Here is a 16,705-nt window from a genome sequence, read left to right on the forward strand (position 1 = left end):
AGCAATACCCTTTAAGCCTACTACGCCTACTCTGTTGAATACTTCGTAAGGATAAACAGAAGAAAATGAGCTTCAACTCACTAAAGCTTGCTGGGCGAGAATTACTCCCCATCGTGCAGGGCGGCATGGGTGTCGGCATTTCGGCACATAAATTAGCGGGTGCAGTGGCAAAAGAAAATGCCGTGGGCACCATTGCCAGCGTGGATTTACGCCAGCATCACCCCGATTTAATGGCCCAAACGCACCGCTGCCTAGATGCAAATTTAATCGACAAAGCAAACCTAACGGCACTAGACCGCGAGATTTGCGCTGCAAAAGAGATCGCCAATGGCTGCGGTATGATTGCTGTCAATGTAATGAAAGCGGTGCGAGATCATGTGGCTCTGGTAAAGCAAGCCTGCGAAAGCGGCGCAAACGCCATTGTCATGGGCGCTGGCTTGCCAATTGATCTCCCAGAAATGACTGCCGATTACCCTAAAGTGGCACTCATCCCGATTTTGTCTGATGCACGCGGTGTGGCGATTATTTTAAAAAAATGGCTAAAAAAAGGCCGCCGAGCTGACGCGATTGTAATCGAGCACCCCGGCCACGCCGGCGGCCACTTGGGCGCGGCGCGCATCAGCGATATACACGATGCACGTTTCGATTTTGCTAAAGTGCTGGCCGATTGCCACGCCCTATTTGCCGAACTGGGCTTAGGCCGCGACGCGCCTAAATTGATCGTGGCGGGAGGCATAGATAGCCATGAAAAAGTCAGTCGCTGGCTTAGCAACGGGGCCGATGCAGTGCAACTCGGCACTGCCTTTGCCGTCTGCGAAGAAGGCGATGCGCATATTAACTTCAAACAAACCTTAATCAACGCCAAAGCCAGCGATCTGGCCGAGTTTGTTAGCGTAGCCGGCCTACCCGCCCGCGCCGTTGCCACACCTTGGCTGAAGCAATACTTACGCCGCGAAAGTCATTTGCAAGCGCTCGCCAAGGCCGATCCACGCCGCTGCACCCAGCGCATGGATTGCCTTAGCCACTGCGGCCTGCGTGATGGCCTGAATAAAGTCGGCCAATTTTGCATCGATCTCAAACTGGCCTCCGCCATGCACGGCGAAGTCGATAAAGGCTTGTTTTTCAGAGGTAATGGCTCTCTCCCATTTGGAGAAGCCATTCGCCCTGTGCGTGAGCTGATTGATTATTTAATGAATGGCAGAATGGAGGCGGTGTAAGACTATGCGAGAAAAATCCAAATCTTGAGCCACGGAGGGTACCGAGAACACGGAGTTACACGGAGAAAAACAAAGCTTGAATTAAGTTGTTTTGCAGGTTTTGAGTGTTTGTAATGCCCAGCAATAAGGATTTATATCGCGGCTAGTTGCACGGGGCTTAAATTTCCCCTTGAAACACGCCGTAGCGAGGAACAAGCGGGGCGGGGGATCGCTTGGGAGCGAGGAACGAGCTGATCCCGTCCGCCGCCGACTCGATTGTCAGCAGCGAAGGGGTCTTCGTGTTATTGGTGTTGTGGCTTGGCTTCGTTTTTTGGCCACACAAGCGCGGGACACCGCACCTAAATTAACGTGCCGAAGGCACTAAAAAAACGACCTCAACGTAACATCAAGCCCTCACCCCCTCAACAACCTCAAACCATTCAATACCACCAACAAACTCACCCCCATATCGGCAAAGACCGCCATCCATAACGTGCCGTGGCCAGCTAAGGTGAGCGCTAGAAACACCGCTTTCACTAACAGCGCCAGCGTGATGTTTTGCACCAAGATGCGATGCGTGGCACTAGACAGGCGGATAAATTCGGGGATTTTGCGTAGATCGTCGTCCATCAGCGCCACGTCGGCGGTTTCGATGGCGGTGTCTGTGCCTGCCGCGCCCATGGCAAAGCCAATATCGGCGCGAGCTAAGGCCGGTGCATCGTTGATGCCGTCCCCGACCATGCCGGACGATGCGGCCATGCCTTCCACAAGGCGCAGCTTGTCTTCTGGTAGTAAATTGCCGTGCGCTTGGGCGATACCCAGATCGCTAGCAATCGCCGCCACGGTGTGCTCGTTATCTCCTGACAATACAATTGTTTCCACGCCTAAGGCTTGCAGCTGGGCAATTGCTTCGCGGCTACTTGGCCGCACGGTATCGGCCACGGCAAACAGCGCCAGTACGCGATCAGAGGCCAATACCACCACCGATTTGCCCTGCATTTCCAGCACTTGCAGCTTTTCTTCCAGCGCGAGCGAGCAAAGGCCCAGCTCTTCGATCAGGCGATGATTACCCATTGCATAAGAGATGCCCTCAATCTGCCCGCTGATGCCGCGTCCCAACAGCGCTTTCACATCACTGACTTCAAGATAATCATTGATCTGAGCCGCAATCGCTTTAGAAACAGGGTGATCCGAGCGCGCACCAAGGCTGGCGGCGATACGCTGGCAAACATCGGACGACACATCCGCCAAGGCCACCATATCGGTCTGCACCGGCTTACCAAAAGTGAGCGTGCCGGTTTTATCCAGCGCTAGGCTTTTTAGCTTGCGCCCTTCTTCTAGATAAGTACCACCCTTAATTAAAATACCCAGCCGCGCCGCACGGGCAAGGCCGCTGACAATCGTTACCGGAGTAGAAATCACCAAGGCACAGGGGCAGGCAATCACCAGCATCGCCAACGCACGATAAATCCATTCCTGCCACGCGCCCCCCAAGAATAGCGGCGGAATCACCGCCACAGCCAAGGCCAGCGCGCAAACAACGGGGGTATAAATTTTAGAAAAGCGATCCACAAAACGCTGGGTTGGCGCACGCACGCCTTGCGCCGCCTCTACCACATGGATAATCCGCGCCAGCATGGTGTTGCCCGCCACCGCCGTAACCCGATATTCAAACGAGCCGGTTTCATTAATCGTGCTGGCAAACACCGTGTCGCCAATATTCTTTTCTATCGGCAGGCTCTCGCCGGTAATCGCCGCCTGATTAATAAACGATTGCCCCAAGATTACCTCGCCATCCAGCGCAATCCGCTCGCCAGGCTTTACCCGCAAAATACTGCCGAGTGCAATATTGGCCGCCGCCTGCTCTTGCCAGCTGCCATCCACCTGCTGCACCGTGGCGCGCTCTGGGGTCAACTGTAATAAGCCGCTAATCGCGTTTCGGGCGCGGCCCAAAGATTTGGCCTCGATCAACTCGGCAAGGGTAAACAACACCATCACCATCGCCGCTTCAGGCCACTGGCCAATTAACAACGCACCCGTCACCGCAATACTCATCAGCGCATTGATATTTAAATCGCCGTTAGAAACGGCAATCCAGCCTTTTTTGTAAGTCGTCAGACCACAAGTCAGCACCGCCGCAATCGCAAGCACCGCCGTTAACCACACCGGCATCGCCAGCCAATCGCAAACCTCGGCCCCCACCGCCAGCACACCTGCCAGCGCCAAGGGCCACCAAGGTTTAGCCACTTCGGCAACCACCGTTTTCGTCCCATCATCCACACGCGGCGTAAAGCCCAGCTCAGCAATCGCAGCCAGAATTGCAGGCAAGGCCGCTTGGCTATGCGAAACAGTGAGCACGCGTTGCAGCAAATTGAACTGCAAACCACTCACATCTGCCATCGCCCCCAGCTTTTTACGAATCAGCCCTTCCTCTGTCGGGCAATCCATCTGCTGAATATGAATACGGCTTAACACCCCAGCGCCATCGCCTTGAGGCAAAGGCGGTGGAGGCGAGCCAACAACGCGGTAGCGAGGTTTGGCGGGGGAAGAATGGTTGCAACAATTGGACACGGTGCGTACTCCTGATATGCTTCAGACCATTACACAGCCTGAAGCCACTTTAGGGTCAAGCTTTATGTTCAAATAAATTCAACATTTCAAGTCCTTAAAAAAACAATGTACTTCCCAACTCATGCCTAATTACAAAAAACGCACCGCTTTAACTTAAAAAAATGCCAGTCCGCATAATACAGACTGGCATTGGCATGACTCAATCACTCTACAAACACAATTCGTTCGTTTAATGAACCGCATCTTTATTATAAGAAACAGAACGAGGGCCATATAAAAGCCCACCTGCATGGCCAGCGGATAAAAGCCGCTGACTTGCTATGCCTGCAATCGGATGGCCCGCATCCGTTACCGAATTGCCAATTTGTTTAATTGCCGCCATTACAAGGGCACCAATAATACCGCCACCATTAGGATTGCCGCTTTCGCTACTAGATGCCGAAGCAACACCTGCCCACAACAATTTGCCGGTTTTTAAATCAACTAATTTCGCATTGGCAGTCACTTCGGTCACGCTATCAATAATTAAATAAGTCGTGCCGTATTTATTGACCGTAATGTAAAGCGCCGCATCTGCACCAAAAATTTCTTTTAACTTAGCTGTCGAAACAGCATGAATCTCAGCCGCACTATTCAAGCCATTTTGCTTGAAAGTTTCATTAACCAACGTTACCGGCAACACATAGTAACCCGCCTCTGCTAGGGGATAAGAAACCTGAGACAGCATGCTATATGTCGCCTTAACATCAGGGGATTCATTCACAGGTGGCAACACCAAAATTGAACGAGGTCGGCTTTCTTTTAACGCCGTATAGTCATACGCTTTAGGCGTAGCGCATCCTGCAACTAAAGCCACAACAGATAGGCTAGCACATAGCTTAAATATTTTTTCTAGCATCATCGTCCTTTAAAGCTTGTGTTTTTTCAGCAAAAAATCCATATAAGTAGCAGACTCTGGGAAGAGCGTTTTTTCAGCCAATAGTTCTTTTTCTAGCTGATCCAGCTTTCCTACTGAGGAATACAGCAAGCCTAAATGTGCGTGATAACCTGGTGGCGGGGTATTTCCCTTTGCCTGAATCTTTTGCAGATCCTCCTCAAGTTTAGCGATTTGCTCTTCAGCAGCTTCACCTTTCAAATACTCATAAACCTGCGCTTGATAGCCTTCCCACTGGTAAAGCGTTTTAGGAGGGGTACTGCATCCCACCAACAAAGCGCCGCCCAACAATGCAAAGGGAAGCATCGTTTTTTTTATGAATATTTTTTTCATTATGGTTTCCAAGCACCTGTATCAATCGCTAATACCAAATTATCCACCGCCTCACGCAGCGCTAATTCCAGCACTTTGCCATTAAGCGTTGAATCGTAGCTAGCCGTACCACCAAAGCCTACAACTTCACGGTTAGACAAACTGTATTCGCCAGCGCCTTGGCTTGAAAACACCACTTCAGACGTTGCAATGTTGACAATATTTAAGTTTACTTTGGCATATGCAATTTGTGATTTTCCACGGCCTAACAACCCAAACAATTGTTGATCGCCCACTTCCTTACGGCCAAATTCGGTGACATCTCCCGTTACTACATAATCAGCCCCCTTCAGAGACTGGGCCTGCTTTTTAATGGCGGCCTCTTGCTTCATCTCGTCCAGATTGTCGCGATCCAGCACATTAAAACGATTGGTTTGTTGCAAATGGGTAATTAAAATTGTTTTAGATTGCCCGCCCATACGATCAATGCCATCAGAAAAAATACCTCGCATATAGCTAGAACGGTTTTCAAACTTACCTACCGCAATTGGCGTACGTACACCGACGTATGGCCTAGCCGCGCTTTCTACTTTTTGTACAGCCAAAGAACGCGAGCTTTCTGTTGCGCATCCTGCCAATGTGGATAATAAAGCTACGGTGGCAAGAAGAGGAATCGCTCTGAGCTGTTTCATAAATTTGTTTCCGTTTTTTTGAAGCAAGGCTCCGCATCATACTTAGGCATTTAGTAAGAGTAAATTTGATTTTGTCATAAGACTCTCTTACATTAGCCATTCTTTCCCTTGCGCAATACAACACCAGCTCATTTACTACTTATATATTTTCAGCGCTCTTACCCCCAACGCTTGCAAGCAATACGGTGCAATCCTGAAGCAGCAAACTAAAGCCTAAGCGGCCTAACCATTATTAAAGAGTATGCATTATGAAAATCGGTGAGCTCGCCCAAGCTGCACAATGCACAGTTGAAACGGTAAGGTATTACGAAAAGGAGTCTCTGCTGCCCGAGCCTGCCCGCACCAGCGGCAATTATCGTGATTACAGCGAGCTACATCTAGAGCGCTTAAGCTTTATTCGTAACTGTCGTGCACTGGATATGACGCACCAGGAAATCCGAGCCTTATTGCAATTAATGGACCAGCCTGAAGACAACTGTCACTCGGTAAATAATCTGCTCGACGCACATATAGAGCATGTCAGCGTCAGGATTCAAGAGCTGCTTAAGCTGGAAACGCAGCTTAAAACGCTAAGGCAGCAGTGCCAGAGCGAGCAAGCGGTGCAAGACTGCGGCATTGTGCAAGGTTTAAACAATATGGAAGTCAGCAATACCCCTGAACGGCATACTCATTTAGGCTAATATCTTACACACGTAAAATCCACACCTCACCCACCGGACTCGTGAATGTCGCCTTTCTTTAGAAAAATCGTCCTCTATATCGTCGCCCGCCCGCGCCTTGTTGCAAAGCTGATGAAATTTGGCTTGAACTGGTTTCCCGCCATTCGCCGCACAGGCTGCAAAGTGACCGCCGTATCTCCTGATGTGCGCTATATCCGCGTAGAGCTACCGCTCAATTGGAAGACGCGCAATATCAATGGCACGATTTTTGGCGGCAGCATGTTTGCCGCCACCGACCCATTTTATATGAGCATCTTGTATTTTAATCTGGGGGACGATTATGTAGTGTGGGATAAAGGCGGCACCATCCGCTTTAAACGCCCAGGCCGTGGCACGCTGGTGGTCGAATTCAGAGTCGACGAAGCTGAACTTACAGAAATCCGTGACCTGCTCGCCCTCACCCCAGAAATAGACCGCGTCTACCCTGTGCAATTGATCGATCAAAAAGGCTATGTCTGCGCCGAAGTCGAGCGTGTTTTATACATTGCACATAAAAGCACATACGACAATAAAATGGCCGAGCGTCGAGCAAAGAGGGATTTACTCACCACAGAGAACGCAGGGGATTAAATGCACAGAGTGCTCGCTGACTTTTGAAAGCCTTGCTTAGCATTTTTATCGACCCATCGTGCAAACCCCCATGCCAATCATTACTCATCATGACAAATAGCCTGCACATGCCCCCGCAGCCAGCGGTGGACCGGATCAGCGTGGTGGCGGGTGTGCCAGCTCTGACTAATCTCCACGCCCGCCATCATAACCGGCAGCTCAAAGCAATATAGATGATGCTGCGGCATGGCCCAGCGGACAAAAGGCTCGGGCATGGCGGTAATAAAATCTGAGCTGGCCGCCATCATCAGCGCCGCCTGAAAGCCAGGTGCCACTATCGCCACGCGCCGTTGCAAGCCCAAGGCGTTAAGCGCAGCATCCATACGGCCCGCCTCTTGACCACGCCGCGATGCAGAAATATGCGGCCACGCCACAAAATCCTCTGCGCTCACCACTTGGCCCGCAAGGGGATGGCCTGCCCGTACCACGCCAACAAAAGAAGCACTAAACAGCGGCTGATTGTAAACCTCCGGCTCTACTCGCCCCGCCACACCGATATCCAGATCGATACTGCCATTACGCAAGGCTTCAATATTTTTATCCGCACGGGAAACAAAATGTAAGGAGATATCAGGCGCTTCAACCCGCAGGGCCGCAGCCAGCCGACTGGCCCACGCCCCTAAAAAACCATCGTTGGCACGCAAAGTAAACGTGCGTTGCAGACGGGTAAAATCTACCTCTTGTGGCGTAAACACGCTCTGCACTTCTTCAATGGCCGCCCTTACCCGCGCATGCAAAGCCAGCGCCCGTGGTGTTGGCACAAGGCCGCGCCCAGCGGGGACAAACAAGGGATCGCCAATGGCTTCGCGTAAACGCGTTAAACGGCGGCTCATCGCAGGCGGGCTAAGATGCAATGCCCGTGCAGCACCTACCACACTGCCTTCGCGCAACAGTGCGTCCAGATCTAATAACAAATTGAAATCAAGATATTTCACGGCAACTTTCCTATGCTGCAACACAGCAAAAATCCAGATCTTAAATCACAGAAAACAAGACGCTTTACAAAAAGAACGTTAAAAATTAGCTAATTAGCGGCGTTGCCACACCCTACCTCAACGTTTTTTATCAGAGATACAGCGTGTTTTTGTGAGGCACCATACTCAAAGCATCACCGCTAGCGTGCAAATACATGCAAAAAATGCAGCAATGGATTGCAATAATGTCAATTTACACAATAGTAAGGCTTGCTGGACGATAGGGCTATCTTCTTATGACGGGCTAAATCATTATGCAACCCATCACTCCAGCCGCCCCTGTAGCTATCAATTCTTCTTTCTACCCCCTACTGGCCATCCTGATCTGGACAGGCAACACCCTTGTTACCAAAGCCGCCGCCGTGGTGATTGAGCCCGCAGCCATTGCTTTTTACCGCTGGCTGCTGGCAGGGCTGGTTTTAACACCGTTTGTATTACGCACCGTGTGGCAACAACGCGCCATTGTGGCGGCGCACTGGCCCAAGCTCGCTTTCCTAGGGTGTTTAGGTATGGGCATGTATCAGGGGCTGGCTTATGAAGCGGCAAAAACCACCTCGGCCATCCATATGGGCGTGGTAGTGGCTTTAATGCCGCTATTTTCTACCCTGTTAGCCAGTTTATTTGTGGGTGAAGCACTCACAGCAGCGCGATTCGGCGGGGTGGGATTATCTCTTTTAGGCCTACTGATCCTCTGCACCCACGGCCAGCCCGCCACTTTGCTTCACGGCGCAGTGCAGCTAGGCGACGCGCTTATGCTGATCGCTGTGGCATCAAATGCGCTCTACGGCGTGTTGCTGAAACGTTGGGCACTGCCGCTATCAACCTGGCAGCAGCTGTATGTGCAAGTTGGGTTTGGCATTCTGATGCTATTGCCCTTCTGGTGGCTGGCCCCCGTCTCGCCCATTACTGCACAAAATATCCCCTTGATTTTGTATGCAGGCATTCCCGCCTCAATCGGCGCACCGTTCTTCTGGATGAACGGCATAAAAATCCTCGGCCCAGCCCGCGCCAGCCTCTTTATGAACCTACTCCCTTTATTTGTAGCGCTGGCGGCATCCACCCTACTGGACGAACAGCTCTATGCTTACCATGCAGTAGGCGGAGTGCTGGCGCTGGCAGGGGTTTGGTGGGGGCAGCGGGTGGCTAGTGAGTGAGGCGACTTAGGCAAAAGCATAAGCCGCCACTCTGGCGAAGGGAGCAAGCATCATGACAAAGGCATTACACTTCAAGTGCTCTTTTTTAAACTTAATAACGAAGGGGTTTAACTCCGCCGCCAAGTAGTGCCCTGCGCGTTGTCTTCTAGCACAATGCCCGCCGCAATCAACGCATCCCGAATGCGGTCTGATTCAGCAAAGTTTTTAGCAACACGGGCCGCCTTACGGGCGATGATCAGCGTTTCAATCGCCTCTGCGCTGTATTCGTCTTCGCCAATACCTGCTTGCAAATAAGCAACGGCATCACGCTGCAACAAGCCCAAGATTGCGCCTAGTGCTTTAAGCTGGCCCGCCAAGACTGCTGATTGCTGTTTATTTACCTCTGAAGCCAGTTCAAACAAGACGGCAACCGCTTCTACAGTATTAAAGTCATCATCCATCGCCACTTTAAAACGCTCAGCATAGCTGCTACTCCAGTCGATAGTCGTATCATCGGCTGGCACATTTTTTAGTGTGGTGTAAAAGCGATTTAATGCTCCTTTCGCATCATCTAGATGGGCATCGCTATAATTAAGCTGACTGCGGTAATGAGCACGCAAGATAAAGAAGCGCACTACTTCAGGATCATACTTTTCAAGCACTTCACGGATGGTGAAGAAATTACTGAGGCTTTTCGACATTTTCTCGTTATCCACCCGAATAAAGCCGTTATGCATCCAGTAGTTCACATAAGCATGGCCGTGCGCGCCTTCAGATTGGGCGATTTCGTTTTCGTGATGCGGAAATTGCAAATCTGCGCCGCCACCATGAATGTCAAAATGGCTACCCAAGTGATGGCAACTCATGGCCGAGCATTCTATATGCCAACCCGGACGCCCTTCCCCCCAAGGCGAAGCCCATTTAGCATCTTGCGGCTCATCGGTTTTAGCGGCTTTCCACAACACAAAATCCAACGGATCTTGCTTGTTGACATCGACATCCACGCGCTCGCCAGCGCGTAAGTCATCGAGGGATTTGCCAGATAATTTGCCGTAGCCTGCAAACTTACGCACTGCGAAATACACGTCACCATTGGGTGCGGGATACGCTAAACCCTTGGCGATCAGGCTGGCGATCAACTCGTGCATGCCTTGCACATGCTCGGTAGCGCGTGGCTCGTGGTCTGGGCGAATCACGCCCAACGCATCAAAATCTTCATTCATTGCTGCAATAAATCGGCCAGTTAGCGCATTGATGGCTTCGCCGTTTTCTAGCGCACGTTTAATGATTTTGTCATCGATATCGGTGATATTACGCACATAATTGAGCGCATAGCCCGAAGCGCGCAACCAGCGTGCCACCATATCAAACACCACCACCATGCGGGCGTGCCCAAGATGACAGTAGTCATAGACGGTCATGCCGCAGACATACATATTCACCTTGCCCTCTGTAATGGGCTGAAAGAGCTGTTTTTCGCGTGCCAGAGTGTTGTAGACGTTTAACATGGAAGCGGTTTCATTTGCGTAAAAGGGCGATTCTACCAAAGCTGCCCAGCCTGCGCTGCATAAGCCTTTGCTTTATGAATGTTCGGTGCACATATTCACTTAACATCAGTAGTGTTTAATGACAAAATCATATGTAAATACTTAAAGCTACTGCAGTTACAATGTTATTTTTTGGCGCTTGTGCCAGCACTAAAACACCAGACAACCAACTTGCTGGGTACGAAGAAAAAAATACGTCACCGGCAGCAATATTCCACGCAAAGATCGTACCTCATCCGGCGCAGTAAAAACTTACGCTAAAGCACTACTGCAAGAATTACAAAACCGCTTTCACATTTCCCCAAGCATGAATTAACTGACCAAGCTTAAGCCATATCCATTTTTAGCCCGCTAAAAAAGCGACGTAATCCATATTGCAGCATCTACTGGTGCTTTCCGCCCTTTTTGTAAACGGCACCTTCTCTTGGATCTCGCAGCGTCATGCTCAGAGAGCAAGCAAAGCGTGCTACTCCAAATAGCGTCGCCCACCATAGCCGCTAATCCCCATCATCAAACGCACTACCGCATGGCAGAGCCAGGGAATTACGCGGTAAACCCAGCGATCACGCTCCACCGTGCTTTTTTTAATTTGCCGAGCGTCTTCAAGTAAGGCGCGGCGCAGATCGGCCCGCAGCTCCGCAGCGAAGGCCTTTTCGCGCACAAAGATATTTGCCTCGCGCGCGAGCAAGAGGCTAAATGGATCTAAATTACTAGAGCCTACCGTAGACCAAATGCTATCAATCGTCGCAACTTTGGCGTGCATAAAACCTTTTTCATACTCATAGATTTCTATCCCTGCATTTAAAAATTGCTGATAAAAACCTAGGCTGGCGTAATGCAATAAGCGATGCTCCACCCTGCCTTGCACCAATAGCACCACACTAACCCCACGCTTGGCCGCTTGAATTAAAGCGCGGCGAAAGCGATAGCCAGGCAAAAAATAAGCATTGGCAATAATGATCTCATGCCTTGCCCGCGTAATTGCCTGTAGGTATTCACGCTCAATATCACCACGGTGGCGCAGATTATCCCGATACAAAAATTGCCCACGGGCACGCCCTAATATCATGGGGGATGGCTTGAGCCTGCTTTTCTTTGCCCAGTCGGGGTGTAATTGCACCCATGCGGTATGTCGCCATAAATGGTCTACCGATTCGTGCAATTGCAACACCAAAGGCCCAATCATACGCACAGCATAATCGTAGCGCGGCGCCCAGCCCGTTTGATTGGGTTCGACATCCGAAAGGATGTTAATCCCCCCAATAAAGGCGACTGTTGCATCAATTACGGCTAATTTTCGATGCAATCGGCGTAAACGCTGCCTATCGAATGACAAGGCTTTGACCTCTGGTCTAAAGAACAAAAGCCGCACGCCGGACTGCGTTAATTGCTCTTGCCATGTTGCTACTAAATGGCCAGCGCCAAAGCCATCTAGCTGTAAATTAACCCTAACACCACGTTGTGCCGCGGCCATCAATGCTTGCATCACCGCAATACCAACCTCATCGGCCTCAAATAAATAGCTTTCTAAAAACACCTCATGCTTGGCGATTGAGATAGCGTCAATGAGCGCAGGAAAATAATCGGCACCATTAAAAAGCAATTTGAAACGATTTCCCGCCACATACATAAGTCAGCCTCATGTTTTTTTAAAAATATCCACCTAATCGCCCCAAGCTTGCTTGCTGGGTAGGCATTAATTGTGACTAGGAACTAAAATTCCCTCTTCGGTTCTGTGTAATACCGTATATAAGGGCACATGGTCCGATAAATTAGACCACGGTATTCCACCCAATACATTGGCCGCTTGCACGGTAAAGCCACGTAAGTAGATTCTATCTAGCGACAACATTGGTAATTGCGCCGGAAAACTCTTAGCCGATACGCCGTGAAGGGCATTAAAAGCCTCGATTAAGCCCAACTCTCGGGCAAATTGCATCGTGGCTTCGCCACGCCAGTCGTTAAAATCCCCCGCCAAAACCAAAGGTGCATCGTGTGGCACATCATTCAATACCCGCTCAATCAGTATTTTCACCTGCTTACGCCTATCCATTGCGCGTAAGTTGAGATGCACGCACAGCGCATGCAAGGGCTGAGACCAGCCTGGTACGGCTAATTCACAGTGCAAAACACCACGCTGCTCAAATCGATGCAGGGTTAAATCATGATTGTGCCAACGCACGATAGGAAAACGCGAAAGCAAAGCATTGCCATGATGGCCCAGCTTATAGCGTGCGTTTAAGCCATAAGCGGTATGAAGATCTCCTGCCAAAAACTCGTGCTGCGGGATGCTAGGCCAAGTGGCAAAGCGCTTGTCGCGCTGGCTATGCGCACCTTGCACTTCTTGCAAAAAAATTAAATCTGGCGCAAGCGACTGCAAGGCTTCGCGTACATCATGCACCACCAATCGCTGGTTAAAGAGCGACAACCCCTTGTGAATATTGTAAGTTGCAACCTTTAGAGAAAATTCATTATTAATCAATATTTTACCGTCAAGGATGGAGGCCAAAAACACATTAAAAACATTCGATATCGGGGCAATCAATCAAAGCCTTATGTCCGCATTTCGGATGATTTCCACTCTTTTTTATTAGATCCTCAGTGATTCTACGGGCTTACGGCCCAATGTGTCGGACTGTATTCACGTTTTGTGGCGCAAGTCTTTACCCTAAACGCACAGTCATTGGTGCATTTCCGCCCCCTCCTGTGGCAATTAAAGTCACGCCCCCGCTGGTTTGAAACGCCGCACTTTAGTTTCCACTCTATTCTGTGCACCCAGCAAACCTCAACAGAGCCACGATATTACAAAATACCAATATTATAATTTCACTTACAGAAAGAATGTAGTTAAACTCATGTTTTATAATTTAATCATTAAGGGGGTAAAAGAAGTAAACATTTCATTTTGGAATTCGCCGCTTAATGCAAACGACTCAAATAAAAACGCAGGGGTACACCTATTTGCTGCGAATGCATCAGCGTGACGATAATTTATTTTAATTTATAATTAAATAGAGAAAAAAATGGAAAAATACGTAGACAGCGTGCATGCATTGGCACGATCAAACAGTGTTCCAGGTAAAACAGATCTAAACTCCCAATCGACAGACGATATGGAAATTCCTGAAGATGGAGAAATCCCTCAGGAAATGTTGGATCTTGTTGAAGCCGGCTATCTTATTATTGACCAAGATAGAAATGTTTCGATTACACAACAATACAGAGACCACGTACTAACCAGTCCTCCTACTGATTCTTTAGGGGAGGAAAAAACGGTTACTTTTGTTGGCGAAAACACGATCGTTTTTACAGAAAACGCTGCTTCACAAGCGGCTGGTAACGTCACTAAAGTGACTTGGCATTGGTGGGGATACCAACTCTACCTTAGCTCAAGTTATGTTTACTATTTAAATACCTTCATAAACAACGGCAACATTGGGATGGCCAGTGATTTTATCGGCAATTTTCTGCCTACTTTTTTATCTTACCCGGTAGCTTTATACATTTATTATCATCAAGCTGTTTTTTATGCGGCAAATAAGAATCAAAAAGGGATTATCCTTAAATATATATGGGGCGTCCCAGCAGGGTTTAGATCGCAATAACGAGTCGAAGTGGGGGGTATTCCCTTTACTTTTAAGCGCGCTTAAAAGTGCGCTCTCATTCTCTGTTTTTCTGCGCATCATCGTTAAAACCTCCATTGCGCCAAGCTTAGCGCGGCGCTTGTAGGTATAGGCAAAACTCATGCCCTGCTTGTGGAGCGAGTCAGGCACGGTTGAACCGGCCTCGGCTAGGGTTTTGCGTGATAAGTTGCCCACGACTTTCGCATGGCAGTTTCTCTAATTTAATATGACGATTAAAACTCTCTTAATGATGAGTTAATTTTGCAGGGCGATTGCCAGAATGACTGTCTTTGTTAAACTCAAGCAAGCAATACGCCTTTGGCATAACTATTTTTCACCCTTCAAAAAATTAATTATCAACTGTAAAACAATCACATTCACCCGTAGAAAAAACATTGAAAATAATAGCTAGCAATTAAGTCTAATTGGAGCTAGCTAGTAAGGAGAAAATGAAATGGAAAAGATTAACTCAACCCCCAGTAAATATATACAAGGCCAAGGAGTGTTATCTTCTTTAGCCAAGCATAGCCTGCAATTAGGCGATTCGGCACTCATTATCAGCGGAGGTAAAGTCAAGCATATTGTTAGCCCGATTATTGCTAAAAGTTTTGGCGATGCACATGCTGTTTTTTATATGGAAACGTGTGAAGGCGAATGCTCCCGCAAAGAAATTGATCGCTTGGTGACCATTTGTAAGGCTCAAGATATTAAGGTGGTAATCGGTGTGGGGGGCGGTAAAACACTGGATACCGCCAAAGCGGTTGCGCATTTATTTAATGTGCCGGTGGTGATTGTTCCCACGACTGCTTCCACTGATGCTCCTAGCAGTGCTTTATCGGTGATTTACACTGAAACGGGGCAGTTTGAATCTTATTTAAGATTACTTAAAAAACCAGATGTTGTGCTCGTAGACAGCCAAATCGTTGCTCAAGCCCCTGTGCGCTTATTGGTGTCTGGGATGGGTAATGCATTAGCTACATATTTTGAAGCTCGCGCCAATTTACGCTCGGGCATGACTGGCGATATGCCTACAAAAGCCGCAATGCTTGTGGCCGATCTTTGTTATCAAACATTATTAAAAAATGGCCTAAAAGCCAAATTAGCGGTTGAGAGTAAAACGCTAACCCCAGAGGTAGAAAACATCATTGAAGCCAATATGAGTGGCGTTGGCTTTGAAAGCGATGAATTGGCAGCTGCCCATGCTGTACATAATAGGCTACCGTTACTTAACGAATCCCACCATTTGTTTCATGGTGAAAAAGTAGCCTTTGGTGCACTGATGCAATTGGCGCTAGAAAATGCACCACTTGAAGAAATCTATCAAGTATTAGGCTTCTGCCGTAGTGTTGGTCTACCTACTTGCCTTGCTGACATTGGGGCTGCTGACATTAGCAAAGAAGCGCTAATGAGTATCGCAAAAGCGGCATGCGCAGAAGGTGAAACTATTCAAAATAGGCCGTTCAAAATAGACCCTATGGCGGTGTATAGCGCTATTTTGGAGGTCAATCAACTAGGCATACGCCAGCAACACGCCCAATCAATCCATGCATAAAAGAAAAGGTGATGAAAATCACCTTTTCTTTTACTAACAATTTAGAAAGTAGTGTCATTGTTTGATATAACTATCAAATGAAATGTAAACAAAACTCAGATGGACGCAGTATTGATCACGCCACTTTACAAGTGATGCGCCAGCGTGCGGTAAAAGCCGTTAAAGAAGGACAATCCCCAGAAGTGGTTGCATTAGCCTTTGGTATTAATACGCGCTCACTCTATCGATGGCTCGCTGATTTTGCCAGTGGTGGTCAAAATGCATTATTAGCCAAACCTATTTCAGGCCGTCCGCCTAAAGTAACAGCAGAAGAAATGCAATGGTTTGCACACGCCGTAAAAGATAATACACCATAGCAATATCGATTTAATTTTTGCCTATGGCCTTTAGCGCTGATTGGTGAATTGATTCAGTATTAATTAAATAAATCGCTATCAAAAGCCTCGATCAGCCGCGTTATGAAAAGGCAGCCGTTTTTCACTCAATATGCTCTCTGCGGTAGGTGTTCGTGGCGAATTTAGTTTTATGGTGCATGAAGGGTCAGTTAATTCGGAAGTCTTTCTGAATTTTCTAAAACGACTCATGCAGGACGCCACCACGCCCGTTATTTTAATTGTGGATGGTCATTCCATTCACAAGACAAACATAGTGAAAGACTACCTTAATGAATTGGCAGGTAAATTGAAGATCTATTATTTACCACCCTATTCGCCACAACTAAATCCAGACGAGCAAATTTGGGCGCATGTGAAGCGTGAAGTTGCAAAGAAGCTCGTGCAAAGCAAGGTGAAATGAGAGATGCGAATCTTAGCGATAAAATATATTTCATTGCGTTTCTTGAGG

At 48.5% G+C, this 16,705-nt stretch carries 14 protein-coding genes and 1 pseudogene; 7 read left to right on the plus strand and 8 right to left on the minus strand.

What is annotated here, in order from left to right:
- Window positions 1-65: 65 nt before the first annotated feature.
- Window positions 66-1,217 (plus strand): NAD(P)H-dependent flavin oxidoreductase, encoded by a 1,152-nt coding sequence (locus C1H71_RS18865; protein WP_130107943.1) that lies wholly within the window; start codon window positions 66-68, stop codon window positions 1,215-1,217.
- 393 nt (window positions 1,218-1,610) lie between these two features.
- Here C1H71_RS18865 and C1H71_RS18870 read toward each other — a convergent pair whose 3' ends face one another.
- The 4 genes from C1H71_RS18870 to C1H71_RS18885 all read right to left on the minus strand — a co-directional run bounded on the left by C1H71_RS18870 (window position 1,611) and on the right by C1H71_RS18885 (window position 5,705).
- Complete coding sequence (locus C1H71_RS18870) at window positions 1,611-3,767, minus strand: heavy metal translocating P-type ATPase (RefSeq protein ID WP_262488331.1); 2,157 nt, start codon at window positions 3,765-3,767, stop codon at window positions 1,611-1,613.
- Window positions 3,768-3,996: 229 nt separating this feature from the next.
- The gene (locus C1H71_RS18875) at window positions 3,997-4,665 is read right to left on the minus strand and encodes a DUF799 domain-containing protein (protein WP_130108302.1); all 669 of its coding nucleotides are present in this window, start codon (window positions 4,663-4,665) and stop codon (window positions 3,997-3,999) included.
- 9 nt (window positions 4,666-4,674) lie between these two features.
- Window positions 4,675-5,034: a DUF4810 domain-containing protein gene (locus C1H71_RS18880; RefSeq protein WP_130107944.1), complete on the minus strand. Its 360-nt coding sequence runs from the start codon at window positions 5,032-5,034 to the stop codon at window positions 4,675-4,677.
- On the minus strand, window positions 5,034-5,705 hold the full coding sequence (locus C1H71_RS18885; protein ID WP_130107945.1) for a CsgG/HfaB family protein: 672 nt from the start codon (window positions 5,703-5,705) through the stop codon (window positions 5,034-5,036). Before C1H71_RS18885 ends, C1H71_RS18880 begins: the two co-directional genes overlap by 1 nt.
- 248 nt (window positions 5,706-5,953) lie before the next feature.
- Here C1H71_RS18885 and cadR point away from each other — a divergent pair, with 248 nt between their 5' ends.
- Window positions 5,954-6,385, plus strand: a complete 432-nt coding sequence (cadR, locus tag C1H71_RS18890; protein WP_130107946.1) for a Cd(II)/Pb(II)-responsive transcriptional regulator — start codon at window positions 5,954-5,956, stop codon at window positions 6,383-6,385.
- Window positions 6,386-6,430: 45 nt separating this feature from the next.
- On the plus strand, window positions 6,431-6,994 hold the full coding sequence (locus C1H71_RS18895; protein ID WP_130107947.1) for a DUF4442 domain-containing protein: 564 nt from the start codon (window positions 6,431-6,433) through the stop codon (window positions 6,992-6,994).
- 80 nt (window positions 6,995-7,074) lie between these two features.
- On the opposite strand, the gene C1H71_RS18900 is transcribed toward C1H71_RS18895, so the two are convergent.
- A complete protein-coding gene (locus C1H71_RS18900; RefSeq protein WP_130107948.1) occupies window positions 7,075-7,968 on the minus strand; it encodes a LysR family transcriptional regulator in 894 nt (297 codons plus the stop codon).
- Window positions 7,969-8,261: 293 nt separating this feature from the next.
- Between C1H71_RS18900 and C1H71_RS18905 the strand changes: the two genes are divergently transcribed.
- Window positions 8,262-9,161, plus strand: coding sequence for a DMT family transporter (locus C1H71_RS18905; protein WP_130107949.1), 900 nt, complete (start codon window positions 8,262-8,264; stop codon window positions 9,159-9,161).
- Window positions 9,162-9,268: 107 nt separating this feature from the next.
- Here C1H71_RS18905 and cysS read toward each other — a convergent pair whose 3' ends face one another.
- The 3 genes from cysS to C1H71_RS18920 all read right to left on the minus strand — a co-directional run bounded on the left by cysS (window position 9,269) and on the right by C1H71_RS18920 (window position 13,169).
- A complete protein-coding gene (gene cysS / locus C1H71_RS18910) occupies window positions 9,269-10,648 on the minus strand; it encodes a cysteine--tRNA ligase (RefSeq protein WP_130107950.1) in 1,380 nt (459 codons plus the stop codon).
- Window positions 10,649-11,153: 505 nt separating this feature from the next.
- Window positions 11,154-12,317, minus strand: coding sequence for a cardiolipin synthase ClsB (gene clsB / locus C1H71_RS18915; RefSeq protein ID WP_130107951.1), 1,164 nt, complete (start codon window positions 12,315-12,317; stop codon window positions 11,154-11,156).
- A gap of 66 nt (window positions 12,318-12,383) precedes the next feature.
- Window positions 12,384-13,169, minus strand: coding sequence for an endonuclease/exonuclease/phosphatase family protein (locus tag C1H71_RS18920; RefSeq protein ID WP_262488332.1), 786 nt, complete (start codon window positions 13,167-13,169; stop codon window positions 12,384-12,386).
- Window positions 13,170-13,710: 541 nt separating this feature from the next.
- Between C1H71_RS18920 and C1H71_RS18925 the strand changes: the two genes are divergently transcribed.
- From C1H71_RS18925 to C1H71_RS18935, 3 genes and pseudogenes are all read left to right on the plus strand, one after another.
- On the plus strand, window positions 13,711-14,292 hold the full coding sequence (locus C1H71_RS18925; protein WP_130107952.1) for a hypothetical protein: 582 nt from the start codon (window positions 13,711-13,713) through the stop codon (window positions 14,290-14,292).
- A gap of 472 nt (window positions 14,293-14,764) precedes the next feature.
- A complete protein-coding gene (locus C1H71_RS18930; protein WP_130107953.1) occupies window positions 14,765-15,862 on the plus strand; it encodes a glycerol dehydrogenase in 1,098 nt (365 codons plus the stop codon).
- A 77-nt stretch (window positions 15,863-15,939) separates the two neighbouring features.
- A pseudogene (locus tag C1H71_RS18935) lies at window positions 15,940-16,648 on the plus strand (transposase); the annotation flags it as partial.
- Between the last annotated feature and the right edge of the window lie 57 nt (window positions 16,649-16,705).

Source organism: Iodobacter fluviatilis (assembly GCF_004194535.1).
Classification (GTDB): domain Bacteria; phylum Pseudomonadota; class Gammaproteobacteria; order Burkholderiales; family Chitinibacteraceae; genus Iodobacter; species Iodobacter fluviatilis_A.

Bases quoted from the DNA above. Each gene is read 5' to 3' on its own strand.
- C1H71_RS18885 (WP_130107945.1), bottom strand. From the start codon at position 5,705: ATGAAACAGCTCAGAGCGATTCCTCTTCTTGCCACCGTAGCTTTATTA.
- C1H71_RS18875 (WP_130108302.1), bottom strand. From the start codon at position 4,665: ATGCTAGAAAAAATATTTAAGCTATGTGCTAGCCTATCTGTTGTGGCT.
- C1H71_RS18930 (WP_130107953.1), top strand. From the start codon at position 14,765: ATGGAAAAGATTAACTCAACCCCCAGTAAATATATACAAGGCCAAGGA.
- C1H71_RS18880 (WP_130107944.1), bottom strand. From the start codon at position 5,034: ATGAAAAAAATATTCATAAAAAAAACGATGCTTCCCTTTGCATTGTTG.
- C1H71_RS18925 (WP_130107952.1), top strand. From the start codon at position 13,711: ATGGAAAAATACGTAGACAGCGTGCATGCATTGGCACGATCAAACAGT.
- cadR (WP_130107946.1), top strand. From the start codon at position 5,954: ATGAAAATCGGTGAGCTCGCCCAAGCTGCACAATGCACAGTTGAAACG.
- C1H71_RS18895 (WP_130107947.1), top strand. From the start codon at position 6,431: ATGTCGCCTTTCTTTAGAAAAATCGTCCTCTATATCGTCGCCCGCCCG.
- clsB (WP_130107951.1), bottom strand. From the start codon at position 12,317: ATGTATGTGGCGGGAAATCGTTTCAAATTGCTTTTTAATGGTGCCGAT.
- cysS (WP_130107950.1), bottom strand. From the start codon at position 10,648: ATGTTAAACGTCTACAACACTCTGGCACGCGAAAAACAGCTCTTTCAG.
- C1H71_RS18865 (WP_130107943.1), top strand. From the start codon at position 66: ATGAGCTTCAACTCACTAAAGCTTGCTGGGCGAGAATTACTCCCCATC.
- C1H71_RS18905 (WP_130107949.1), top strand. From the start codon at position 8,262: ATGCAACCCATCACTCCAGCCGCCCCTGTAGCTATCAATTCTTCTTTC.